Genomic DNA, 22,899 nt, shown 5'->3' with positions numbered 1-22,899 from the left:
GGAGCAGTTGCTGGGCCAGGGCGACATGCTGTTCATGGCCGGCGGCGGGCGCACGACGCGCGTGCACGGGCCGTTCTGTTCGGACTCGGAAGTCGAGACCGTGGTCGCCCACCTCAAGCGCCAGGGCCGCCCGTCCTACCTCGAAGCCGTCACGGCGGAGGAGGGCGAGATTCCAGCCGGGGCCGCTGTCTCCGAGGACGGCCCGGTCTTCGATGCCGGCCAGTTCGGCGGCGGCGGGGAGGGCGGTGACCTCTACGACCAGGCGGTGGCCGTGGTGCTACGGGACAAGAAGGCCTCTACCTCCTACATCCAGCGCCGCCTTCAGATCGGCTACAACCGTGCCGCCTCGCTGATGGAGCGGATGGAGACCGAGGGTCTCGTCGGGCCGGCCAACCATGCCGGAAAACGCGAGATCCTCGTCGAGCCCGAACCGCAGGCTTACTGACCGGCCGATCCGCCGCCTGAATTGATCGATCGTCCAGCGCGTCGCCCTCGTACCAGGGCGGCGCGCTTTCGCGTTTCGGGGCCTTCGTGTTTCGGGGCCTGCCCCGACTCGACAACGGCTACGCTCGAATTTATAGCATCAGCTATAATTGCGAGGCTAAAGTTTCATGTCGAGAAAGCGCTATGTGATGGGTTCCTGGGTCGGCCCGTTTGCCGGGATCGGCATCGCCGGCCTCGCCGTGTCGCCGCTCCAGGCCGAAGAGGTCTCCCTCGACGAAATCAGCGTCGTTTCAGACAAGCCGGCCCGGAAAGCGGGGCTCGGGGGGGCGGGACCGGCGCCGAAGCCGGCCGACCCGGTTGGCGTCCTGCCCGTGGTGACCGACCGGTTCTCGACCGTCACCGTGGTCTCCGGGGCCGAACTCGCCCGCTCCCAGCCGACCTCGCTGGGTGAAGCGCTGTTCGACAAGCCGGGCCTGTCCGCGACCACCTTCGCGCCGGGCTCGGCCTCGCGGCCGATCATCCGCGGCCTCGACAATCACCGTGTCCGCATCCTCGAGAACGGCACCGGCGTGCAGGACATGTCGGATCTCGGCGAGGACCACGCCGTGCCGATCAACCCGCTGATCAATGATCGCATCGAGGTCATCCGCGGGCCAGCGGGCCTGCGTTACGGCTCGCAGGCCGTCGGCGGCGTGGTCTCGATCGAGAACAACCGCATCCCGACCAGCATTCCGCCCGGCGGCGTCGCGGGGCGGGTGACCACGGGCTACTCGGGCGTCGACAATGGCCGCAACGCCGCCGCCACGGTCGATGCCGGCAGCGGCAACGTCGCCGCCCATGCCGATGCCTTCCGGAGCGTGGCGGACGATTACAACACGCCGCTCGGCATCCAGCGCAACTCCTTCAACGAGTCGCAGGGCGGGGCCTTCGGCACCTCCTACCTGTTCGACCGCGGCTTCGTCGGGCTGTCCTTCAGCCACTTCGATTCGGTCTACGGCATCCCCGGCATCAGCTCCGCGGCGCAGCGCACCCGCCTCGATCCGGTGCAGGACAAGCTCCAGGCCCGCGGCGAGTACCGGCCGCTGGACGGGCCGTTCGCCGCGATCCGGTTCTGGGCCGGCGGCTCGAACTACCGCCACAACGAGTTCGGCGCCGACGCCAACGGGGTCGAGGGGATCGAGGCGGTGTTCAAGAACCGCGCGGCCGAGGGACGGATCGAGTTCGACCACGTGCCGTTCGAGACCGCGTTCGGCACGTTCAGCGGACAGCTCGGCGTCCAGGCCGACCGGCGCAAGCTCCGCATCTCGGGGGCGGAAGGGGGCCTGCTGCGCCCGACCGACACGCGGGTGCAGGCCGCCTACCTGTTCGAGGAACTGGCAATCGGCGGCGGCCTGCGGTTTCAGGCGGCGGGCCGCATCGAGGGCAACCGCGTCGCCGGCACCCAGGCGCTGTTCCCCTCGGACTTCCTGCCCGACGGCCCCGGCGACGAGCCGGTGGAATCGCGCCGCATCCGCCGCTTCGCCCCGAAAAGCGCGAGTCTCAGCGCGCTCCAAGACCTGCCCCACGGCTTTGTGGGGAGCCTGACCGGTTCCTATGTCGAGCGTGCGCCGACCTCGCCCGAACTGTTCTCGCGCGGTCCGCACGAGGCCTCCGCGACCTTCGAGATCGGCGATCCGAACCTCAAGCCCGAGCGCGCCCGCACCGTCGAGGTGGCGATCCGCCGGGCGGAGGGGCCGTTCCGCCTCGACGCGACCGGCTACGTCACCCGCTATACCGGCTTCGTCTACAAGCGTCTGACCGGCTTCACCTGCGGCGACACCTTCGACAGTTGCGGGATCGGCGGCGGGGATCTGCGGCAGGTCGCCTATTCGCAGGCCGGCGCCACCTTCGCCGGCGCCGAGATCGCGAGCCAGATCGACATCGTGCCGGTCGGCGACGGGTTTGCCGGCATCAGCGCGCAGTATGACTTCGTGCGCGCCCAGTTCGACGACGGCCGCTTCGTGCCGCGCATTCCGCCCCACCGCGTCGGCGGCGGCGTCTTCCTGCGGGCCGATGGCTGGTTCGCTCAACTCAGCCTGATCCACGCCTTCGCGCAGACGCAGACCGGCACGCTGGAAACGCCGACGCCGGGCTACAACGACCTCAAGGCGGAGATCGCCTATAGCCGCCCGCTCGATCCGGCGGTCCACGGTCTCAGCGAGGTGACCCTCGGCCTGCGCGGCACGAACCTGCTCGACGACGTGATCCGCAACGCCGCCTCCTTCCGCAAGGACGAGGTGGTGCTGCCGGGCCGCAACGTGCGGCTCTTCCTCACGGCGCGGTTCTGACGGCCGGGCGGCGCTGGGTTCGAACCCTCGCCGCGCATGGCCCGATCTGCATCCCCATGCCCAACGTCGGGCCGGTTTTTCCCGAGGGGAGCCGGTACGGCGGCCGGCAGTTTTTTTAGCGTTCCGGAGCAAGGAGATCGCGGCCGACGGCATCCGGCCGTGAGCTGTCATGCGTCGTCTCTCCTCGGCGCAGCGTAGTCCGAGCGTATCGGTCGAGACAGGCCAGGATGTTCGGAGGCAGGATGCAGCCCCGATAGGATCCATCTTTTGCCCGGCTGGGGGATGCCGTAACGAACGCGGCGCGACTGCGGTCGGCGTCTGCGTAGTACGCTTCGGAAAGCTGTGCGAAGGTGCGGGATGGATGGGAGCGGCACTCCACCTGCGCAGTCGGGCCGCGGCGAGATGGCCGAGCGGATCCGGAGGCATGACTGGACCGCGACGGCGCTCGGTGCGGCGGAGACGTGGCCGCCCAGCCTCAGGGCCACGATCCGCCTGATCCTCGGCTGCGGCTTCCCCATGATCGCGCTGTGGGGCCCGGACCTGATCCAGGTCTACAACGACGGCTTTCGTGACCTGATGGGATTGAAGCACCCGGCCGGTCTGGGTCAGCCGTCCCACGCGTGCTGGCCCGAGATCTGGCACATCAACGCGCCGATCTACGAGCGGGTCTGGCACGGCGAGACGCTCACCTTCGAAGACGCGCTCTACCCGCTGTCCCGCTCGGGCCGCCTCGAAGACGCGTGGTTCACGCTGACCTACAGCCCGCTGCGGGACGACGCGGAGCGGATCGCGGGCATCCTGGTCACCCTGGTCGAGAGCACGGCCCGCGTGCTGGCGGACCGGGCGTTGCGCGCGAGCGAGGCGCGCTTCCGGGCCGAGCTGGAACATCAGGTCCGCGAGCGGACGGCGGAGCTTAAGGCGAGCCGCGACCTGCTCAAGGCGACCATGGACAGCTCCATGGACATGATTCAGGTGCTCAAGGCCGTGCGCGATCCGGCGGGCGAGATCGTCGATTTCCGCTGGCTCCTGAACAACTCCACCTCGGCGAGCCGCTACGGCGATGTGGGTGGCCAGAGCCTGCTCGAACGCAATCCGGGCGTGATTCAGGAGGGCATCTTCGACACCTTCAAGCGTGTCACGGAAACCGGCCAGCCCGCGACCGCGGAGCGCCGCTACGCCCACGAGCAGTTCGACGGCTGGTTCTTCCAGTGTGCGGTGAAGCTCGGTGACGGGGTCGCCATCACCACCAAGGAAATCTCGGCCTGGAAGGCGGCGCAGAACGAGATGCTGCGGCTTCGCGACGAGAGCGCAAACGCAGCCTTGCGCGAGAGCGAGGAACGCTTTCGCACCCTGGCGAGCCTCATCCCCGTCCTGCTGTGGCGCTCGGACGAGAGCGGGCAGCACAACTCCCTCAACGAGGCTTGGCTCGCCTATACCGGCCAGACCCTGCAGCAATCGCAGGCCGGCGGCTGGCTCGAAGCGATCCATCCCGCCGACCGCGACGCGGTGAGCGAGGCCTTCCGCTCCGGGCGCGAGCAGCAGCGGTTGATCGAGGTGCAGCAGCGTATCCGCCGGCACGACGGGCAGTATCGGTGGTTCCTCGTAAGGCAGGCGCCCCTCCTCGACACCGGGGGACAGGTCACGCAGTGGATCGGTGCCGCCATGGACATCCACGATCTGCACGATCTGCAGGAGCGCCAGACCGTCCTCGTCGCCGAGTTGCAGCACCGCACCCGCAACCTGCTCGGCGTCGTGCGCTCCATTGCCCACCAGACCATGGCGCAGACCGGCCCGACGGAGCGCTTCCGCGAGCAGTTCAACGACCGGCTCGCCGCCCTGTCGCGGGTTCAGGGGCTGCTGTCGCGCTCGGAGCAGGAGCCGATCACCCTGCGCACCCTGATTCGAACCGAGCTGGACGCTCTCGGAGGCGGTGACTACGCCGACCGGATCCATATCGGCGGGCCGCCGGTGCGCCTGCGCAAGGCCTCGGTGCAGACGCTGGCGCTCGCCATGCACGAACTGGCCACGAATGCCCGCAAGTACGGTGCCCTGACGACCGAGCACGGCCGCCTCTCGGTGACGTGGCGCGCCGACCGCGACGACCAGGGCGGAGGAAACCTGCTGATCGAGTGGATCGAGGAGGGCATCAGCCGGCCGCGCGAAGCGCAGAGCCCGACGCGGCGCGGCTATGGACGCGAGTTGATCGAGCAGGCGATGCCCTACGCGCTCAACGCCAAGACGCATTACGAACTCGGTGAGACGCGGCTGCGCTGCGCCATCGAACTGCCGCTGGGCGAGCGATTCGGGCAGATGAGCACGGCTTGAGCCTCGCCTTTAAGCCCGAGGGTCAGGCGGCGAGCGCCGTCAGCACCGCGCTGCCCGCCGGGCTCGCCTCGTAGCGGGTGCGCTGGGTGCGGCCGTCACGGGCGGTCACGGTGATGAGGATCTCGGCGGTCAAGCTTTCCACCGCCCGCAGCACCAGGGCATGCTCGACGCCGAAGATGCGGGCAAAGCTCCGGCTGTCGGCCGCCAGCCCGAGATGCAGGCCGGCGAGAATGCCGGCCTCCAACAGACTCAGTTCCGGCCGAAGCGCCGCGATCGTGTCGGTCGCGGCGAGAAAGGTCTCGGCGTCGGCGGCGGGCTCGCTCACGCGGCCTTTTTCCTCGCTCACGCGATCTTGTCCCTCGCTCACGCGGCCTGGCCCACGGCGCTCGCGGCACGGGCCCGCACCTGGACCAGCACCGACTTCGAGGTCGGCGTGTCCGAGAACTCGCCGAAGGCCGAGAGCGGCACCAGCACGTTGAGTTCCGGATAGTAGCCGGCGAGCGCCCCGCGCGGCATGTCGAAGGGCACGAGGCGGAAATCCTCCGCCACCCGCTCGATGCCGTCCTCCGCATGGACGCAGACGAGGTCGACCCGCTCGCCCGCCCGTGCCTTCAGTTCGGCGAGGTCGTCCGGGTTGGCGAACACGACGCGGCGCTCGCCGTAGACGCCGCGGTAGCGGTCATCGAGGCCGTAGATCGTGGTGTTGTACTGGTCGTGGCTGCGGAAGGTCTGCAGCACGAAGGTCTCACCCTGGAGGCTCGCGCGCTGGTGCTCGGTCGCCACCGGCAGCGGCCCGCTGGAGAACCCCGCCCGTCCGGTCGCGGTCTCGAACACCCGCTCGGCCGCCAGATTGCGCAGCATGAAGCCGCGGGGCCGGCGCACGCGGGTGTTGAACTCGGAAAACCCCGGAATCGTCCGCTCGATGCGATCGCGGATGAGGTCGTAATCGTCGGCGAGCGCGGCCCAGTCGATCCGCTCCGAACCCACGGTGGCCGCGGCCATGCCGGCGATGATGCCGATCTCCGAGCGCAGATGCGGTGAGGCTGGCTTGTTGATGCCGCCCGAGCCGTGGACCATGCTCATCGAATCCTCGACGGTCACGATCTGGACCTTGGCCCGGCTGTTGCGGTCGATCTCGGTGCGCCCGAGGCAGGGCAGCAGATAGGCGACCCGGCCCAGCACGAGGTGCGAGTGGTTGAGCTTCGTCGCGATGTGGACGGTGAGTTCACACCCCGCCAGTGCCTTCTCCACCAGCTTCGTGTCCGGCGTCGCGCGCACGAAATTGCCGCCGAGCCCGATGAAGGCCTTGGCCGAGCCGTCGAGCATCGCGCCGATGGCGCCGAGCACGTTGTGGCCGTGCTTGCGCGGTAGGGTGAGGCCGAACTCGCGGTCGAGCGCTTCGAGGAGCGCCAGCGGCGGCTTCTCGTTGATGCCGACCGTGCGGTCGCCCTGCACGTTGGAATGGCCGCGCACCGGGCACAGGCCCGCGCCGGGCCGGCCGATATGGCCGCGCAGGAACAGCAAGTTGGCGATCTCGCGGATCGTCGCCACCGAATGGCGGTGCTGGGTCACGCCCATCGCCCAGGTCGCGATCACCTTGTCGGCGCCGAGATAGACGTCCGCCGCGGTCTCGATCTCCTCACGGGTCAGGCCGGACTGGTCGAGGATCGCGTCCCATTCCGTCGCCTCGACCGCCGCGCGGTAATCGGCGAAGGCGCTGGTATGCGCGGCGATGAAGGCATGGTCGAGGAGCGAGGGCTTGCCCGCCGCGCGTGCCGCCGCGTCGCGGGCGAAGACGACTTTGGCGATGCCGCGGAAGGCAGCCATGTCGCCGCCGGGCTTGGGCTGGAAGTAGTGGCTGGCGATGGGGCGGCTCGCCCCGCGCAACATCTCGACGCTGTTCTGCGGATCGGCGAAGCGCTCCAGCCCGCGCTCGCGCACGGGGTTGAGCACCACGACCCGCGCGCCGCGCTCGGCGGCCCGGCGCAGGTCGCCCAGCATGCGCGGGTGGTTGGTGCCGGGGTTCTGGCCGACGACGAAGATCGCGTCCGCCTTCTCGAAATCTTCGAGCAGCACGGTGCCCTTGCCGATGCCGATGGCCTGGACGAGGGCGATGCCGCTCGCCTCGTGGCACATGTTGGAGCAATCGGGAAAGTTGTTGGTGCCGTAGGCCCGGGCGAAGAGCTGGTAGAGATAGGCCGCCTCGTTGGAGGCACGGCCGGAGGTGTAGAACTCGACGCGGTCGGGATGGTCGAGGCCGCGCAGGGTCGCGCCGATCTCGGCGAAGGCCTCATCCCATTCCACGGCGCGATAGGTGTCGCTCTGCGCGTCGTAGCGCATCGGATGCGTGAGGCGGCCCTCGCTCTCCAGGGCGTAATCGGTCCAGCCGCGCAACTCCGAGACCGGATGCTTGGAAAAGAAGCGCGGCGTCGCGCGCTTGTCGGTGGCCTCCCAGGAGACCGCCTTCACGCCGTTCTCGCAGAACTCGAACGACGAACCGTGGGCCGGGTCACCCCAGGCGCAGCCGGGACAATCGAAACCGTCTGGCTGGTTGGCGCTGAGCAGGGCGCGGGCGCCCGAGAGCGGTGCGCGGCTCCCCAGCAGGAATTTGCCGCAGCTCTTCAGCGCGCCCCAGCCGCCGGCGGCGGAAGAACGCTTGGGGAGGCCTTGCGAACGATCCATCCGAGAGCCCGGTCTTCGCGATGTGGGAGATGTTTTCGACGATCTGCGCCCGCCGCTTCGCCCCCTGGCGGGTGAGCGGTCTCAGATGTCGCCACTGGGAAATAACATCTCGCAGATGCGAGTGGATGCGTGGCCGATGATGGGGGAGGCATTCGTCGCACGCAGGGCAATTTAACCTGATTCCGGAAGGTGCCTGTTTCTGGAATGGCTCGAAGCTGAACTGACGCTGGGGCCGAGGTCATCTTCCGGAAATTTGATGCATTGCATCAAAATTCTTGTTGTACGAAATTGCGCTGCCGACCGGTTCATATGGCCGGCCAGCGCCATCGCCATGCAAGCCCGATCTGATGGTGCAGGCCGAATGGGATGCGAGACAAGCGGCCGTCGCGGCCTCGGATTACATCATGGATGCTTGCGAGGACGGTCAGAACGGGACCCGTTTCGTCATGGCGAGGTGGAGCCGATGCGATCGGCATCGAGCCCACCAAACAGGCCGCACGGGAGCGTGGCGCCGGTTCAGCCGCCGCGCGCCAGCTCTGCCGCGTCCCGCCCGACGACCGGGGCGAGGCTCGTCAGGCCCTCCGCCCGCAGCCGCTGGCTCAGGCCACGCTTGATCGTGCCGACCAGCCCCGGCCCCTCGTAGACGAGAGCGGAGTAGAGCTGGACGAGGCGGGCACCGGCCCGGATCTTGGTCCAGGCGGCCTCCGCCGAATCGATGCCGCCGACGCCGATCAGCGGGATCCGGTCGCCGACGCGCAGATAGGTCTCGGCCAGGAGCCTCGTCGATGGTCCGAACAGCGGCCGGCCGGACAGGCCGCCGGTCTCCTTCGCGACGGAGGAGTCCGCAAGTGATGCCGGCCGCGCGATCGTGGTGTTCGAGACGACGAGACCCTGGATGCCGCGCCGGAGCGCCGTCGCCGTCATGGTGTCGAGCCCTTCGAGTGCGATGTCGGGCGCGATCTTGAGGAGCACGGCGGCGCGCGATCCGCTGGCATCGCGGGCGGCGACGACGCGGGCGAGCAGGTCGTCGAGGAAGGCCTCGCCCTGAAGGTCGCGCAGGCCCGGCGTGTTGGGCGAGGAGACGTTGACGGTGATGAAGGCGACATGCGGCGCGAGCCGCGCGGTGCAGGCGACGTAGTCGGCGAGCCGGTCCGCCGATTCCTTGTTGGCGCCGATATTGACGCCGACGATCCCCTCGCGGCCGGCGCGGGCCTTGAGCCGGTCGGCCACCGCGTCGAGCCCTTCGCTGTTGAGGCCGAAGCGGTTGATCACCGCCCCGTCGCGGGGGAGCCGGAACACCCGCGGGCGCGGATTGCCGGGCTGCGGCTGCGGCACGACTCCGCCGACCTCGACGAAGCCGAAACCGAGGCCGAGCAGCGCGTCGGCCACCCGCGCGCCCTTGTCGAACCCGGCGGCGAGGCCGACCGGGTTGGGGAAGCGTTGCCCGAACACCTCGACGGCGAGGGAGGCGTCATCGGCCGGTGGCCGGCGCGGCGGCAGCAGCGAGAGGCCGCGAATCGTCAGGTCGTGCGCCGTCTCGGCGTCGAGCCCGTGCAGCAGTGGCCGGGCGAGGGGGAAGAGCGCGTCGATCATGCCTGCGGAATCTCCGCCGGGAACACGTGCCGCCCCTCGGGCCCGAGGGGCATGTCGGTCACGGAGCGCACGGCGCTCAAGGGAAGCGCGCCGTAGAGGTGCGGGAACAGCGCGCCGCCCCGCGACGGCTCGAACCGCAGAGCCGGCCCGAGATCGTCACCCTCGATCGCCACGAGCAGCAGGTCGTCCTGCCCGGAAAAGTGGCGGGCGGCGGTCTCGGCAACCTGCTCCGCGGTCGAGAAGTGGATGAAGCCGTCGGCGTGGTCGATGGGCGCGCCTGTGAAGCGGCCGAGCGCCTCGGCCTCCTGCCAGAGGCCGCGCGGACAGATCTTGTAGACGAGGGCCATCCGGTCTCCGGGGGTCAATCTTCCGGAGCGATAGAACGCGCGCTTGCCCACGGCAACCGAGGCCGCAAGGCCATCGCTCGAAGCCGCTCGAGCGGCGTGAAGAGCGCCGCGCGAAGCGGGAGCCTAAGTCCGCGGAGGCGGGCGCCGGCGATGGGGGTCAGCAAAAGCCCAGGGCGAGGGTCGTACGATTGCCCCGGATGATACCGGATACGGGGTGCCACGCCTTCACCGCTTGCCATTCAGATGCGACACTCGCCTCTCCAGATGCTCCGATTGCGTCCGGGGCCAGCGGGTTCTAGTTTCCTAACTGTAGGCCGTATGTCTCAACGGCACACGCGCCGGGTTGAGGCCACCATGCTGTCGCACGAGCAGATCTGGACTGCGATCGACCGGTTGGCCGAGCGCCACGGCTTCTCCGCGTCAGGGCTCGCCCGGCGTGCGGGCCTCGACGCCACGAGCTTCAACCGCTCGAAACGGGTTGGCCCCGACGGGCGCAAGCGCTGGCCCTCCACCGAATCGATCGCGAAGGTGCTCGCCGCCACCGGCGCCAGCCTCGACGACTTCCTGCACTTGGTCGATTCCGACCAGAGCCCGGCCCGGACGATGGTGCCGCTGATCGGCCTGACCCAGGCCGGATCCGGCCGCCTGTTCAACGAGGAAGGGATTCCGACCGGCGGCCCCGGCTGGGACGAGATCGAGTTTCCCGATCTCGGGGGGGACCGCGCCTTCGCGCTGGAGGTGCAGGGCGATTCGATGCTGCCGCTCTACCGCGACGGCGATGTGCTGATCGTCGCCCCGAATGCCGGCATCCGGAAGGGCGACCGGATCGTCGCGCGGCTCAACAACGGCGAGGTGCTGGCCAAGGAGCTGCGCCGCCGCACCGCCCGCACCATCGAACTGGCGTCGCTCAACCCCGATCACGAGGATCGCATGGTGCCCCTCGCCGAGGTCGCCTGGATGGCCCGCGTGATGTGGGTGCGACAGTAAACGGCGCGGGCTACAGCCCGGCCAGCCGGTGGGCCATGCCGAGGGCGATCTGGCCCGAGAGCAGGCTCCAGCCGCAGGCGATCATCGTCGCGATCATCACGAAGGGGATCGGTCGGCGCTCGATGCGCCGACCCCGCAGGGTGTTGCGCAGGATGATGAAGGGCGCGACCACAGCGATCATCGGGAGCGCCGCCAAAGCGGTGACGCCGCCGGCTTCCAGCAGGCGGAAGCTCGCCCGCCGGTTCGTCGCGTATTCGAAGGCACTCGCGAGCAGCCCCGCCAGAGCGAGGCCGACGATGAGCGCCTGAATGGATTCGACGGAAGACGGGCTCACGGTCATGACGCGCTCGACGCTCCTTCTCAGGATATGACGCGCAGTCTGACCGATCGTTTACGTCTTGTTAAGAAAGACGTTTCGTTAACATTAACGCCGCCCACAGGCTCGACGCCGGAAAACGGTCGCCGAGCCCGGAGCGACGCGGCCGGCCGAAATGGAGGCCGGCTCGCGACGTCATACCAAATCCGGTTGATCCCTTCGGGATGGCGGATTTGGTCTTCGCTCAGGCGTCTTCTTCGAGGTCGATGTCGAGGATCGCCATCCGGAAGGTGAAGGAATCGTCGCCGTCTTCCTTGTCGTCGGCGAGGACACCGATCGACTCCTCGCCGATGAACACTTCAGCGGAATCACCGGTCTTCATCGCCACGACGCGGATGCTGGCATTGGCGAACTTGCGGCGCAGGTAATCCTGCAGCTTGGCGACTTCAGTCTTGGTCACGCCGTCAACCTTCTTGCGAGGCGGTGCGTGCCGGGACGCGTGATCCCGGCGGCAGCGCTGAGGGGGTTTGTGATGGTGGCCGGCGGCTTGCCACGTCGGGGGAGGGCAGGCAACCCGCCGGACGCGGAGAGCGGCGTCAGATCCCGCCCGCGATATCGATGAACTCGCTCATCGCCACGAGTTGGTCCATCGAGCGGGAGGGCTCGGCGCAGCCGGCCGCGCCGACGACGCGCGCCGGCACGCCGACGACGGTGGTGTGGGCTGGCACCGACCGGAGCACGACCGAGCCGGCTGCGACACGGGCGCAGGCTCCGACCTCGATGTTGCCGAGGATCTTGGCGCCCGCGCCGATCATCACGCCGCGGCGGATCTTCGGGTGGCGGTCGCCGCCATGCTTGCCCGTGCCGCCGAGCGTCACCGCGTGCAGGATCGACACGTCGTCCTCGATCACCGCGGTGGAGCCGACCACCAGGCCGGTGGCGTGGTCGAAGAACACCCCGCGCCCGATCCGGGCGGCCGGGTGGATGTCGGTCTGGAACACCTCCGACGACCGGCTCTGGAGGTAGAGCGCGAGGTCGCGCCGGCCCTGGCCCCAGTACCAGTGGGCAAGGCGGTGCGCCTGGATCGCGTGAAAACCCTTGAAGTAGAGCAGCGGCTCGAGCGCCCGGGTCGTCGCCGGGTCGCGGTCCATCACCGCCAGGATGTCGGCGCGCATGCTCTGGCCGATGTGGACGTCGTCCTGAAGCGCCTCGTGGAAGCCGTGGGCGACGAGTTCGCTCGACAGCGAGGCGTGCCCGAGGCGGGTGGCGACGCGGTGCGCCACCGCGGCCTCCAGGCTCGGATGGTTGAGGATGGTCGCAACGAAGAACGAGGCGAGCTGCGGCTCGTCGCGCACCACCGTTTCCGCCTCGGTGCGCACACGCGTCCAGAGCGGATCGACGATTCCGGCGATGCCTTCGCGCGCGGAGGCCGGGCTGAGCGACGGACTGGCGGACATGCATTCCTCCTCGACAGCGTGGGCTGTCCATCCGGCGTGAGGCCACGATGGGCCCGTTTCCGGCAGCGTGTTCCCGCCGCTCCGCATGGCCTCGTCGAGGCGGCCCGCGTGACGGCTTATGCCGTCGCGTGGAGCATGGGGTTGCAACGCGTATCGCGAAATCTGCGCGGGAGAGAAGCGTCTTCGCCCGCGCCGGGTCAAGCCTTACAGCTTGGGGCGATCCCGCGCCGCATCAAGGGGCCGGGTCGCACCCTGCGGCGGATGGCGCCACGCCGGGCCGGGGTTACGCGGCCGGGCGCCGGCCGCCGGTGTCGTTGCCGCTGAAGCGGGACTCGATCACTTCGATCAGACGCTCGGCCATGACCTCGACCGGCACGTCGGAGGTGTCCACCACCGCGGAGGCGCGGGCATAGAGCGGCTCGCGACTGAGCAGCACCGCGCGCAGATCCTCCAGCACCGAGGCCGGATCGCCCTTGCCCTCGACATGGCCCTGGTCGCGCACCCGCTGAAGGTGCTCCTCGGGCCGGGCCTGAAGCCAGATCGTGTAGAAGGAGGAGAGCAGCAGATCGTAGGTCAGCGGCTCGGCGACGATGCTGCCGCCGGTGGCGAGCACCATCGGCCCCGGCTGCTCGGCGAGGCCGCGCAGAGCCTTCTGCTCCAGACGGCGGTAGCCTTCCTGGCCGTAGATCGCGAAGATCTCGCGCACGGACAGGCCGTTCTCGCGCTCGATTTCCGTGTTGAGCTCCACGAAGCGCCAGCCGAGATGGGCCGCCGCCATCCGGCCCAGCGTCGACTTGCCGGCACCGCGCAGGCCTACCAGCGCCACGCGCCGCCGGATCGTCCGCGATTCCGCGCCGGTCGAGCCCGCAAGCGCCGACTTGGCCAGGGCGATCTGGTCCGGGGTGGCCTGATCGAGCAGGTCGCGGATGACGCGCCAGTCGGACGAGGCTTCCTGGGTCGAGACGAGATCGTCGAGCCGCATCCCCATCGCGTTGGCGACGCGCCGCAGCAGGATGATCGAGACGTTGCCCTGCCCGCTTTCGAGCTGGGCGATGTAGCGCTCCGACAGGCCGGAGGCCTGCGACAGCAGCTTGCGCGAGAGCCCACGCACCGTCCGCGCGTGGCGAACGCGCCGGCCGAGTTCGTTGAGGAAACTCGCTTCTTGATCGGCCGCGTCGGTCATGGCCCCACTCACCTCATCGTCCTTTCCGACGCCCGCCTCGATCCGCATCCATGCCGAACAGCTCCGGCGAGGCCTCGACCTCGCGCCCGGAAATCCATCCGCTCGTTCGGACACAAGAACGAGAGATGCCCGCTGCAACCCGCGGGCCAAAGCACGCGGAGACGGCGGGGGAGGCGCACATCTGGCGACTGGAGAGCTGCGGTGCAACCCATCGCACGAGCGTGGCATCCATGCGAACTCACCAGTGGATAATATATGCTATATCGCAGTGCGAGAGATACAGCCGCGAAAAACACTAATCCGCCAGCGTCACCCCTTCGAACAGGGTGCGCCCGAGCGGGTCCGTCCGGAAGCCGCGCACACTGCGCCGGGCCGCCATATGGACGATGGTGTGGGCGAGCGGCACCCAGGGAACGGCCTCGCGGAATCGGGCTTGAGCGTCCCGGTAGAGCCGGGTGCGGGTCTCGCGCGCGTCAGTGCGGCGGGCATCGAGGACCGCCGCATCGTAGCCTGCGTCGCACCAGCGGGCGAGGTTGGCGCCCCCCGGTGCCGCTGCCCGGCAGCCGAGCAGCACGTTCAGGAAGTTGTCCGGGTCGCCGTTATCGCTGGTCCAGCCATAGAGCATCATCGTCGGCGCGCCGCCATAGAGCGCCGCGCGGTAGGCGTTCCAGTCGCGGGTGGTCAGCCGGGCGCGGATGCCGATCCGGGCGAGGTCGGCACGGATCATGTCGGCCACGCGCCGGCCATCGGGGTTGTAGGGCCGGCTGACCGGCAGAAACCACAGATCGGTCTCGAACCCCTCGGGAAAGCCGGCCTCGGCCAGCAGGCGCGCGGCGGCCTCGCGGTCGAAGGCGGGCTCGGGCAGATCGCGGTGGAAGGCCCAGCTCGACGGCGGCAGCGGGTTGCGCGCCACGGTGCCGGCCGGCCCGTAGACGGCCTCGACGATGGCCCTTCGGTCGATGGCGAGACTGATGGCGCGGCGCACCCGCAGATCGGTCATCGGGGGGCGCGTGGTGTTGAGGGCGAGGTAGGCGACGTTGAGTTCCTCGCCCGAAAACAGGGTGAGGTCGGGGTCGGCCCGCACCGCGTCGAGATCCGCCGTGCCGGGGAAGGCCATCACATGGCACTCGCCCGCCTTGAGCTTGGTCAGGCGCACCGCCGTGTTCGGGGTGATCGAGAAGACGAGCCCTTCGATGGGGCTTTGTCCGGCATCGGCCGAGCGGCGCCAATAGTCCGGGAAGCGGTAATAGCGCACGGCCACGTCGGGGCGGTACGCGACGAAACGGAACGGGCCGGTCCCGATCGGCGCACGGGCCAACTCCGCCTGCGCGCCCCGGCGCGCGAGATGCTCGGCATATTCCGCCGATAGGATGCTCCCGAAGGCCTGGGCGAGATTGGGCAGGAAGGTCGCGTCGGGCTCCTTGAGGCGAAAGCGGACCCGGCGGTCGTCGAGGCGTTCGATCCCCTCGATCTGGCCGGCAAGGCCGAGGTCGCGGAAATAGGCGAAGTCGCCGCCGACGCGGTGATAGGGATGGTCCGGCTGCCATTGGCGGAGGAAGCTGAACAGCACGTCGTCGGCGTTGAGCGGACGGCTCGGCGTGAACCCGGCATTGGCGTGGAAGCGCACACCCGCCCGCAGGGTGAAATCATAGGTCCGCCCGCCGTCGGAGACTTCCCACGATTCGGCGAGCGCCGGCCGCAGGTCGGTGGTGCCGGGGGCGAACTCGACGAGGCTGTTGAACATCTGCCACGTCACACTCATCGCCGTGGTCGTGGTGACGAGGCCGGGATCGAGGGATTCCGGGTTGCCCTCGGAGCAATAGACTAGGGTGCGCGCCTGCCCCGGCGCCGCTCCTATCAGGAGGGCGAGGGTCAGCAGCGCGGCGTGGACGAGGCGTCTCATCGCGCCTCCGCCCCGCTGGGCCAGCGGGCCGCGCCCGGTCGCTCGGGGCCGCCGGGCGCCCGTGGAAAATCCAGGCGCACGAGGGTGCCCCGGCCCGGCTCGCTCTCGATGGCGATGCGGCCCTGGAGCTTGGCGGTGACGAGGTTGTGCACGATGTGCATGCCGAGCCCGGTGCTGCCGCGGGAGCGGGCGGTGGTGAAGAACGGGTCGAAGATCCGCCCGAGATACTCTGGCGCGATGCCGCCGCCATCGTCGCTCACCTCCAGCCGCACGAGCGCTCCGGGCGCCGAGACCCGCACCGTGATGGTTCCGGGCCGCTCGGCGCCGGCGAACCCGTGCACGACGGCGTTGGCGACGAGGTTGGTGACGACCTGCGCGAGCACGCCGGGATAGGTATCGACGACGATGCCGGGCGGGACGTCGCGCTGAATCCGGTGGCCGCCCTTGCGCAGCATCGGCTGCAGGCTCGCGAGCAGTTCGCCGAACCAGACATCAAGGTCGAAGCTGCGGCGCTCGTCGCTCGCCCGGTCCACCGCCACCTGCTTGAAGCCGTGGACGAGGTCGGCGGCGCGGGTCAGGTTCGCGCAGAGCAGCTGTGTCCCCTCGCCGACCCGATCGACGAAATGGGTCAGGCGCGAGCGCGAGAGCGTGCCCGCCGCGACCAAGCCCTGGAAGGTCCGCGTCTCGTCGCGCACCAGCGTCGCGGTGGTCAGCGCGATGCCGAGCGGCGTGTTGATCTCGTGGGCGACGCCGGCCACGAGCTGCCCGAGCGAGGCGAGTTTTTCCGCGCGGATCAGGTCGTCCTGGGCCTGGTGGAGATCGGTCAGGGCAGTGTCCGCCTGATCCTTGGCCCGCCGCAGGGCCCGTTCGCGCCGGCCGATCTCGGTCACGAAGAAGTTCGTCGCGCGGGCGATGTCGCCGAGTTCATCCGTGCGCTGCGTGCCCGAGAGCCCTTCCGCCTTCGGGTCGGCGGCGAGCGCGATCATGTCGCCCTGAAGCTGACGCAGCGGCACGAGGATCGAGCGGGCCACCGCCAGGGCGACGAGGGCTCCGAGCAGCAGACCGATGGCCGCCCCGGCCAGAAGGAGCCGGCCGAGGAAGGTGCCGAACCGGTCTGCATCCTCGACCGCATCGTCGTTGAGGGCGCGGGCGGCCTCGCTCAGGCCGGCGGCGAGACCGTCCATCTCGGCGATCATTGCGTTCTGGCGCTTGAGCCCGTCGATCGTGGTGGCGAGCCGCGCACGCCAGCCGTCGATGGCCTCGATCATGTCGGATTGGATCAGCGGCGAGATCGGCAGGGCGGAGGCGCTGGCCGAGAGCCGCTCGCCCTCGCCGAGCATCGCCGAGACGGCCTCCGCATCCCGCCGGGCCAAAGCCTCGGCGGTGCGCTGGCCGAGCTTGAGCGTGGCGATGCCGATATTCTGCGTCGCCTGCTCGGTCGCGTTGGCCTCTCCTGCATAGGCGAGGAGCTGCGCCACCGCGTCGTCGAGGGTGCGCTGTTCGGAGGTCACGATCTTGAGCCAGCGCTCGCCCCACTCCGTCAGCCGGTCGCCGGGGGGCGGATCCGAGGCGGTCAGCCCCTCGGCCTCCGTGGCTTCGGTCTCGCGGGAAGTGGCGCGCAGGGCCGCCGCGAGATCGCGGCCGGCATGGACGAGGCGGGTGCGCTCGGAGCGCGCGGCCGCCTCCCCGCGTTGCCGGGCAAGCGCGCCTTGCCACGCGGCGGCCAGCACGGCGTTGAGCCCCGCCACGACCTCGCGGGTCGCGCGCAGCCGGTTCACCTTCCCGGTCATCGTCCAGGCGAGATCGACGTTGGAGGCCTGCTGGCGCTGGCGGGCCTGCTCGGCAAGGTCGGTCAAGCGGTTCGCGCGCTGGCCCATCTCGGCGATGAGCCCGTCATTCTCGCGGGCGACCGCGGAGAAATCCCGCATCCGCGCCACGTAGCGGTCGAGGGATTGGCGCGCCGCGGCGGCCCGCTCGGCTTGGCTCCGGGTGCGGGCCTGATTCTGAAGCGCCTCCAGGCCCCGTCCGGCTCGGGCGGTCAGGTCGAAGAACCGCGTCTCGATCGCCGCGCGGGCATCGGCGCGGGCGGAGACGGAATCGTCGCGGACCAGCCGCGCCAGGGTGAGGTCGTGATAGACGCGGGCGGCCAGCAGGGCGCCGGCTCGGGCCCGCTCCCCTTCAGCGAGCAGGAACCAGCCCGCCGCCGCGATGGCCGCAGCCACGAGGATCGGGACGCCGCCGACCAGGGCAATCTTCCGGCCGACCCGCATCCTCGCCCCGTGGCGGGCTCCCTCGGGAGCGTTCCTCGTCGGAGCGGGATCGTCGCCGGAAACGCCTCGCCGGACAAGGGCGTCGCGTCGGTGTTGGTGGGGACGGCGGACCGCGCCGCCCTCACGCCCCTGCCGGGGCGGTGTGGCGCCGTTTGCGTACCGGAGCCCCCCGGCCGCCCGAGGTGCCGAAGCGGCCTTCCTTGGTCGGCGTCGTCGGGACGGGCCGGCCGTCGCGCTTGCCCTGCTGGCGCCCGTGCAGGATCTCCCGCAGGGTGGCCAGCGTCTCCGCCGAGGCCTCCAGGGCCTCCTTCGAGAAATGCGGCATGGCCAACCCTCCTCAACGCGCGGTGAGAGCGATGATGCGGACCTTGCGCCCGTCGGCCGCGCAGGCCGCCGGCTGGTAGGGCCACGCGGCGGCACAGGGGGAGACCGTCCGCGACGGCTCGCTCTTGAGAGTGCCAGCCTTGGGAGCCTCCACTTTGGGAGCCTCGATCTCGCGTGCTTCAAACTTGGCGGGCGCCGCGGACAGCGCCGGCTTCGGGCCGGCGGCGGCATCCGTCGCGGCCAAGCCGGCGACGAGGCCAGCGGACAAAACCGCACTCACGGCGATCATTGAGACCAATCCCTGCATGACATCCCCCCGCGGCTGTGCCGTCTTCGATGGAGATGCTTGTAGGCAGGGGGCATGTCCGGCGTTTTGCGTCGCCCGTCACAGGATCACGGGATCACGGGGCGATTGTTGCGTCTCGAAGCAGCCGACGAAACATTCGGCGGCGAAAACCGGATCAGTCGCCTTCGGGCCGGAAGATGTAGCCGAGGCCGCGCACGGTGCGGATGTAGCGTGGGTTGGCCGGGTCCGGTTCCACCTTCTTGCGGATGCGGTTGATTCGCACGTCGATTGCCCGGTCGAACGCGTCGGGATCGCGGGCGTCGGCGAGGTCGAGCAGCCGCTCGCGCGACAGGGCCCGCTTCGGATGGTCGGCGAAGGCCTTGAGGAGATCGAATTCCGAGCGCGTCAGCGGTTGCTCCACGCCGGCGTCGTCGCGCAGGCGCAGGGCATCGAGTTCGAGCCACTTCGTGCCGAACCGAACCGTTCGCGCCGGTGCCGCGGATTCGGGCGTGGGCGGCGGGGAGGCCGGCGCGACCTGGGCCCGCCGCAGCACCGAGCGCACGCGGGCGACGAGTTCGCGCAACTCGCAGGGCTTGGGCAGGTAATCGTCGGCGCCGAGTTCGAGCCCCACCACCCGGTCGATCGGGCTCGCGGTCGCCGTCAGCATGATGATCGGAATCGGGCTCTTCGCCTTCAGATCCCGCACGATGGAGAGGCCATCCTCCTCGGGCATGTTGAGATCGAGCACGATAAGGTCCGGCTTGCGGATCTGGAGATAGGCGCGCAGCGCCCGCCCGCCCTCGCACAGGGCCACGTCGAAGCCGTGCAGGCGCAGGTAGTCGCCGACCATGGCGCGGGCATCCGCCTCATCGTCCACGACGGCGATATGGGGGCCGGTCGCAGTCATAGGCCGGCGCCCGTCCAGTCCGGCGAAGAGAAGTGGATCGTCACCGCGATTGTCCCTCGAATCGAAACGGCACCCAAAGGCATTCTCGGCCGGACTCGACAGCTTTCGCCCGCACCATGCCCGATCCGTCCGGGCTTGGCGACGCCGCCGGGATCGTGATCAACGGATCTTGGCGGACGAATCGTACCGAAGATGTGCACGATCATTGACGCGGCCCGGCGCGAGGCGGCCGGATATGTGTTGAGGCCTCCCGTCTTTCGATAAGATTTCGTCGCAGAATTTCGTTAAGCATCGCGGTGTGTGCTTTCGAACGGCGCAACCGCTCGCGCCACCGCACCAAGGGCGGTGTGAGAGCAGGCGTTACGCTGATTCGGTCAGCGGATGCATGCGGGTGACCTCGGAAGGCCTTCACGCAATGAACGACGCGATCGACGACGACTGGCTCGAACTCATTCCCGACGAGGCCGCGGAGGCACCGACCCGCGCCGGCACCTGGACCATCGCCGTGATCGACGACGACCCGGCCGTCCACGAGGGCACCCGCTACGCGCTCGCCGGCTACAGCCTCGACGGGCGGGGCCTCGACATCCTCTCCGCCCATTCGGCCCACGAGGCGCGGGCGCTGCTCGCCGAGCGGCGCGACGTCGCCATCGTGCTGCTGGACGTGGTGATGGAGACCGACGATGCCGGGTTGCGGCTCATCGACTACATCCGCCGCGAGCTGAAGGAGGAGACCGTCCGCATCATCCTGCGCACCGGCCAACCGGGGCAGGCGCCGGAGCGCCGCGTCATCGTCGATTACGACATCAACGACTACAAGGCGAAGACCGAACTCACCGCCGACAAGCTCTTCACCAGCCTCACCGCGGCGCTGCGGGCCTATCAGCAGCTCCGGCGGCTCGACGAGACCCGGCGCGGCCTCGAAATCATCATCGACGCCGCGCCGATGCTGCTCGACCACAAGTCGATGCAGCGGCTCGCCGAAGGGGTGCTGACCCAGGTCGCCTCGCTCCTCAACGTCGATTGCGCCGGCATCCTCGTCCTGCGCGAGGATGCGGAGGCCGCCGACCGGCCGGAGGGCGGCTTCTGCGTGCTGGCGGGGTCGGGGCTCTATGGCGGCTATGTCGGGCGCGACCCCGGCTGGCCGCTCGATCCCGGCATCCAGCCCCTAGTCGAGCAAGCCTTCGCCGCGCGCCGCCACAGCTTCGGCGACGGCCTCTCCACGCTCTATGTCCAGACCGCGAGCGGCAGCGAGATCGTCGCGCTGATCGACACCGACCGCCCCCTCTCCGACACCGACCGCGCGCTCATCACCCTGCTGGCGGGGCGCCTCTCGGTCGCCTTCGACAACGTGATTCTCTACGAGCGGCTGCAGCGCGCCAACGTCACCCTGGAGCAGCGGGTGGTCGAGCGCACCGCCGAGCTGATCCGCGCGAACCGCCGCCTCGACATGCAGCGCTCGGACCTGCGCCGGGCCAACAGCCTCAAGACCGAAATTCTGGGCACCATCGCCCACGACCTGAAGAACCCGCTCTCGGTGATCCTGGGCCGCTCCGAGATGCTGACCGACTTGATCGGCCTCGATCAGGGCGAAGCGTCCGGCGCGGAGAAGGCGCGGGCGGCGATGCAGACCCAGGTCGAGCATATCCGCACTTCGGCCACGCGCCTGATCGACATGATCGACAGCCTCATGGCCGATGCCATGAACGACGCCCTGGACATCACGCTGCGGCGGGAGCCCGTCGATCTCGCCGGCCTCGCCCGCGAGGTCTGCGAGGCCAACCGTCCGCTCGCCGAATCGAAGGGCCAGAGCCTGGTGATGGATCTCGCCGGCCCGCTCACTCTCTGCGGCGACGCCGAGCGGCTGCGCGAGGCGCTCGACAACCTCGTCTCGAACGCGATCAAGTATTCCTATCCCGGCGGCGCGATTGCGGTGAGCGTGCGGGAGGAGGGGGGCGACCTCGTCTGCGCGGTGGCCGACCAGGGCCCCGGCCTGTCGCCGGAGGATGCCGGCCGGCTTTTCGGCCGCTACCAGCGCCTCTCGGCCAAGCCCACCGGCGGCGAGGGCTCGACGGGGCTGGGTCTTTCCATCGTCAAGCGCATCGCCGAACTCCATGGCGGCCGCGCCGAAGCGTTTTCCGACGGGCCGGGGCAGGGGGCCGTGTTCGCCATGCGGTTTTCGAAGGAGGCGGTGGGGGTGCCTTAGGGTAAAAATCGCATCGGTTCGGCTATGCGAAGCACGGCTCCCGGCCCTGCTCGCGGCTTCCGAAGGTTTGCGTACCCGTCGTCTGATTGGCCTTGAACAACCAAGCCAAGATCAAAGCGGACTGGCGGCTTTGTTGGTGTGGCTGTGGCGCATCGGACGCGCGGTGATCGATCCGGTACTGTTCGGGATCGCCCGGATCTTACTGATGCCTTCCTACCCTCGACCGCCGCGCTTCCGCTTCGGACGGTGTCTCATCCTCGCTGGTCTGCTCGCGCTCGCGCCCATCGGTACGCAGGCGGGCGAGGGCCAGAGCTCCGGTCAAGGCAACGCGCCGGATGAGGTCGACAGCGAGAACCTGTTCGGCTTCACCGAGGGCACAGACGTCGGCAAGAAGGGCGAACAAGACCTCATCGTCGACACCATCGTACGCTTCAGCAAACGCCGCGCCGGACCGGGCGCTTCTGGCTACGCCGCCGCTCAGCCGGTGATCAGCTACCAATACGATCCAACGGACAACCTCAGCATCGAGCCGGGGCTCTACTTCGACACCCGCGACAGCCGCAACATCGCAGGCGTGCCGGACAAGGCCTTCGCCACCTTCAACGGCGGTTCGCTGGAGGTGAAATACCAGTTCTTCAAGCGCACGGACGAGCGGCCGTTCAGCCTCAGCGTCCAGGCCGAACCGCAATATGCGCGCATCACGCCCGTCGAGGGCCAGGGCGCCGACGTGTTCAGCGTTGACACTCGTCTGATGGCCGACGTGCGACTTGTGCCCGACAAGCTATGGGCTGGCTTCAACCTTATTTACGACCCGTCGGTCGCCCACCTGAAGGGCTCGGGCGAGGTGGACAGGACCTCGACGCTCACCGTCTCGGGCACGCTGATGACGCAGATCGCACAAGGTGTCTTCATCGGCCCCGAGATCCGCTACTTCCGGGCCTATGACGGGTCGTTCCTGAACCGCTTTCTTGGCCGGGCCGGCTTCGCCGGCCCTGTGCTGCACTACCAAGTCAAGGAGAAGGCTTTTCTCACGCTGGCTTACGCGACGCAGGTGTTCGGGCACGACCGTGATCCGGAGTTCACGGATCGGGCCTTCTACCTGAACCAAGCCCCGCGGCATGCTGTGCGCGTCCGCTTCGGTTTGGTGTTCTGAGGCCCAAGCCGGTCGGCATCCCTGGGGGCGAAACCGAGTGGTCTGATCCGGCGCGGCGCTGCCTGCGGACCAACGCGAACATCGGACCGGATTGGCCTGCTGCCGGTTTGGTGGACACGGTCCTAAGCTAATTGAGCACGGTTTTCGAACTCGACAGGGCTGAGGTAGCCCAGGGTCGAGTGCCGCCGC

General features: G+C 69.3%; 19 protein-coding genes. 6 read left to right on the top strand and 13 right to left on the bottom strand.

Annotation, left to right across the window (positions count from 1 at the left end; all coding sequences use genetic code 11):
• The 3 genes from ASF53_RS13355 to ASF53_RS13345 form a co-directional block, all read left to right on the top strand.
• Positions 1-445 (top strand): DNA translocase FtsK (locus ASF53_RS13355; protein ID WP_082482706.1); only part of this gene is annotated, 445 nt, incomplete at its 5' end.
• A 166-nt stretch (positions 446-611) separates the two neighbouring features.
• On the top strand, positions 612-2,771 hold the full coding sequence (locus ASF53_RS13350) for a TonB-dependent receptor (RefSeq protein WP_056198950.1): 2,160 nt from the start codon (positions 612-614) through the stop codon (positions 2,769-2,771).
• A 357-nt stretch (positions 2,772-3,128) separates the two neighbouring features.
• Entirely contained in the window at positions 3,129-5,096 is a 1,968-nt protein-coding gene (locus ASF53_RS13345; RefSeq protein WP_056198945.1) for a PAS domain-containing HWE histidine kinase family protein, read from the top strand.
• A gap of 22 nt (positions 5,097-5,118) precedes the next feature.
• Here the strand turns inward: ASF53_RS13345 and ASF53_RS13340 are convergent, their stop codons facing one another.
• The 4 genes from ASF53_RS13340 to ASF53_RS13325 all read right to left on the bottom strand — a co-directional run bounded on the left by ASF53_RS13340 (position 5,119) and on the right by ASF53_RS13325 (position 9,718).
• Positions 5,119-5,421, bottom strand: coding sequence for a hypothetical protein (locus ASF53_RS13340; protein ID WP_056198941.1), 303 nt, complete (start codon positions 5,419-5,421; stop codon positions 5,119-5,121).
• Between the two features lie 38 nt (positions 5,422-5,459).
• Positions 5,460-7,778 carry an FdhF/YdeP family oxidoreductase gene (locus ASF53_RS13335; protein ID WP_056198937.1) on the bottom strand — a complete coding sequence of 773 codons (2,319 nt, stop codon included), beginning with the start codon at positions 7,776-7,778 and terminating at the stop codon, positions 5,460-5,462.
• Between the two features lie 516 nt (positions 7,779-8,294).
• Positions 8,295-9,371: a quinone-dependent dihydroorotate dehydrogenase gene (locus ASF53_RS13330; RefSeq protein ID WP_056198934.1), complete on the bottom strand. Its 1,077-nt coding sequence runs from the start codon at positions 9,369-9,371 to the stop codon at positions 8,295-8,297.
• Complete coding sequence (locus ASF53_RS13325) at positions 9,368-9,718, bottom strand: DUF952 domain-containing protein (RefSeq protein ID WP_056198931.1); 351 nt, start codon at positions 9,716-9,718, stop codon at positions 9,368-9,370. Before ASF53_RS13325 ends, ASF53_RS13330 begins: the two co-directional genes overlap by 4 nt.
• A gap of 354 nt (positions 9,719-10,072) precedes the next feature.
• On the opposite strand from ASF53_RS13325, the gene ASF53_RS13320 reads away from it, so the two are divergent.
• Positions 10,073-10,705, top strand: a complete 633-nt coding sequence (locus ASF53_RS13320) for a S24 family peptidase (protein ID WP_056198927.1) — start codon at positions 10,073-10,075, stop codon at positions 10,703-10,705.
• Between the two features lie 10 nt (positions 10,706-10,715).
• Here ASF53_RS13320 and ASF53_RS13315 read toward each other — a convergent pair whose 3' ends face one another.
• The 9 genes from ASF53_RS13315 to ASF53_RS13275 form a co-directional block, all read right to left on the bottom strand.
• Positions 10,716-11,045, bottom strand: a complete 330-nt coding sequence (locus tag ASF53_RS13315) for a DUF6949 family protein (RefSeq protein WP_012253606.1) — start codon at positions 11,043-11,045, stop codon at positions 10,716-10,718.
• Positions 11,046-11,265: 220 nt separating this feature from the next.
• Positions 11,266-11,481: a DUF3126 family protein gene (locus ASF53_RS13310; protein WP_056198925.1), complete on the bottom strand. Its 216-nt coding sequence runs from the start codon at positions 11,479-11,481 to the stop codon at positions 11,266-11,268.
• 136 nt (positions 11,482-11,617) lie between these two features.
• Positions 11,618-12,478 carry a serine O-acetyltransferase gene (gene cysE / locus ASF53_RS13305; RefSeq protein ID WP_056198922.1) on the bottom strand — a complete coding sequence of 287 codons (861 nt, stop codon included), beginning with the start codon at positions 12,476-12,478 and terminating at the stop codon, positions 11,618-11,620.
• Positions 12,479-12,761: 283 nt separating this feature from the next.
• Complete coding sequence (locus tag ASF53_RS13300) at positions 12,762-13,661, bottom strand: helix-turn-helix transcriptional regulator (RefSeq protein WP_056198960.1); 900 nt, start codon at positions 13,659-13,661, stop codon at positions 12,762-12,764.
• Positions 13,662-13,956: 295 nt separating this feature from the next.
• On the bottom strand, positions 13,957-15,564 hold the full coding sequence (locus ASF53_RS13295) for an ABC transporter substrate-binding protein (RefSeq protein WP_056198919.1): 1,608 nt from the start codon (positions 15,562-15,564) through the stop codon (positions 13,957-13,959).
• A complete protein-coding gene (locus tag ASF53_RS13290) occupies positions 15,561-17,834 on the bottom strand; it encodes a sensor histidine kinase (protein ID WP_056198916.1) in 2,274 nt (757 codons plus the stop codon). Before ASF53_RS13290 ends, ASF53_RS13295 begins: the two co-directional genes overlap by 4 nt.
• A gap of 121 nt (positions 17,835-17,955) precedes the next feature.
• On the bottom strand, positions 17,956-18,159 hold the full coding sequence (locus tag ASF53_RS13285; RefSeq protein WP_056198913.1) for a hypothetical protein: 204 nt from the start codon (positions 18,157-18,159) through the stop codon (positions 17,956-17,958).
• 12 nt (positions 18,160-18,171) lie between these two features.
• Entirely contained in the window at positions 18,172-18,447 is a 276-nt protein-coding gene (locus tag ASF53_RS13280) for a hypothetical protein (protein ID WP_056198910.1), read from the bottom strand.
• A 172-nt stretch (positions 18,448-18,619) separates the two neighbouring features.
• On the bottom strand, positions 18,620-19,351 hold the full coding sequence (locus ASF53_RS13275; RefSeq protein ID WP_056198908.1) for a response regulator: 732 nt from the start codon (positions 19,349-19,351) through the stop codon (positions 18,620-18,622).
• A gap of 415 nt (positions 19,352-19,766) precedes the next feature.
• Here ASF53_RS13275 and ASF53_RS13270 point away from each other — a divergent pair, with 415 nt between their 5' ends.
• Positions 19,767-21,557: an ATP-binding response regulator gene (locus ASF53_RS13270; protein WP_056198955.1), complete on the top strand. Its 1,791-nt coding sequence runs from the start codon at positions 19,767-19,769 to the stop codon at positions 21,555-21,557.
• A gap of 136 nt (positions 21,558-21,693) precedes the next feature.
• Positions 21,694-22,710: a DUF6662 family protein gene (locus ASF53_RS13265; protein WP_156635546.1), complete on the top strand. Its 1,017-nt coding sequence runs from the start codon at positions 21,694-21,696 to the stop codon at positions 22,708-22,710.
• Positions 22,711-22,899 lie beyond the last annotated feature (189 nt).

The sequence above is a fragment of the Methylobacterium sp. Leaf123 genome (assembly GCF_001423405.1).
In the GTDB taxonomy this organism is placed as follows: domain Bacteria; phylum Pseudomonadota; class Alphaproteobacteria; order Rhizobiales; family Beijerinckiaceae; genus Methylobacterium.
Note: the sequence above shows the minus strand (reverse complement) of the source record. Positions and strands in the feature narration are given on the sequence as shown.

Coding starts and splice junctions, on each gene's coding strand:
- ASF53_RS13350 (WP_056198950.1), top strand. CDS start 612: ATGTCGAGAAAGCGCTATGTGATGGGTTCCTGGGTCGGCCCGTTTGCC.
- ASF53_RS13345 (WP_056198945.1), top strand. CDS start 3,129: ATGGATGGGAGCGGCACTCCACCTGCGCAGTCGGGCCGCGGCGAGATG.
- ASF53_RS13335 (WP_056198937.1), bottom strand. CDS start 7,778: ATGGATCGTTCGCAAGGCCTCCCCAAGCGTTCTTCCGCCGCCGGCGGC.
- ASF53_RS13330 (WP_056198934.1), bottom strand. CDS start 9,371: ATGATCGACGCGCTCTTCCCCCTCGCCCGGCCACTGCTGCACGGGCTC.
- ASF53_RS13325 (WP_056198931.1), bottom strand. CDS start 9,718: ATGGCCCTCGTCTACAAGATCTGTCCGCGCGGCCTCTGGCAGGAGGCC.
- ASF53_RS13320 (WP_056198927.1), top strand. CDS start 10,073: ATGCTGTCGCACGAGCAGATCTGGACTGCGATCGACCGGTTGGCCGAG.
- ASF53_RS13315 (WP_012253606.1), bottom strand. CDS start 11,045: ATGACCGTGAGCCCGTCTTCCGTCGAATCCATTCAGGCGCTCATCGTC.
- cysE (WP_056198922.1), bottom strand. CDS start 12,478: ATGTCCGCCAGTCCGTCGCTCAGCCCGGCCTCCGCGCGCGAAGGCATC.
- ASF53_RS13300 (WP_056198960.1), bottom strand. CDS start 13,661: ATGACCGACGCGGCCGATCAAGAAGCGAGTTTCCTCAACGAACTCGGC.
- ASF53_RS13295 (WP_056198919.1), bottom strand. CDS start 15,564: ATGAGACGCCTCGTCCACGCCGCGCTGCTGACCCTCGCCCTCCTGATA.
- ASF53_RS13290 (WP_056198916.1), bottom strand. CDS start 17,834: ATGCGGGTCGGCCGGAAGATTGCCCTGGTCGGCGGCGTCCCGATCCTC.
- ASF53_RS13285 (WP_056198913.1), bottom strand. CDS start 18,159: ATGCCGCATTTCTCGAAGGAGGCCCTGGAGGCCTCGGCGGAGACGCTG.
- ASF53_RS13280 (WP_056198910.1), bottom strand. CDS start 18,447: ATGATCGCCGTGAGTGCGGTTTTGTCCGCTGGCCTCGTCGCCGGCTTG.
- ASF53_RS13275 (WP_056198908.1), bottom strand. CDS start 19,351: ATGACTGCGACCGGCCCCCATATCGCCGTCGTGGACGATGAGGCGGAT.
- ASF53_RS13270 (WP_056198955.1), top strand. CDS start 19,767: ATGAACGACGCGATCGACGACGACTGGCTCGAACTCATTCCCGACGAG.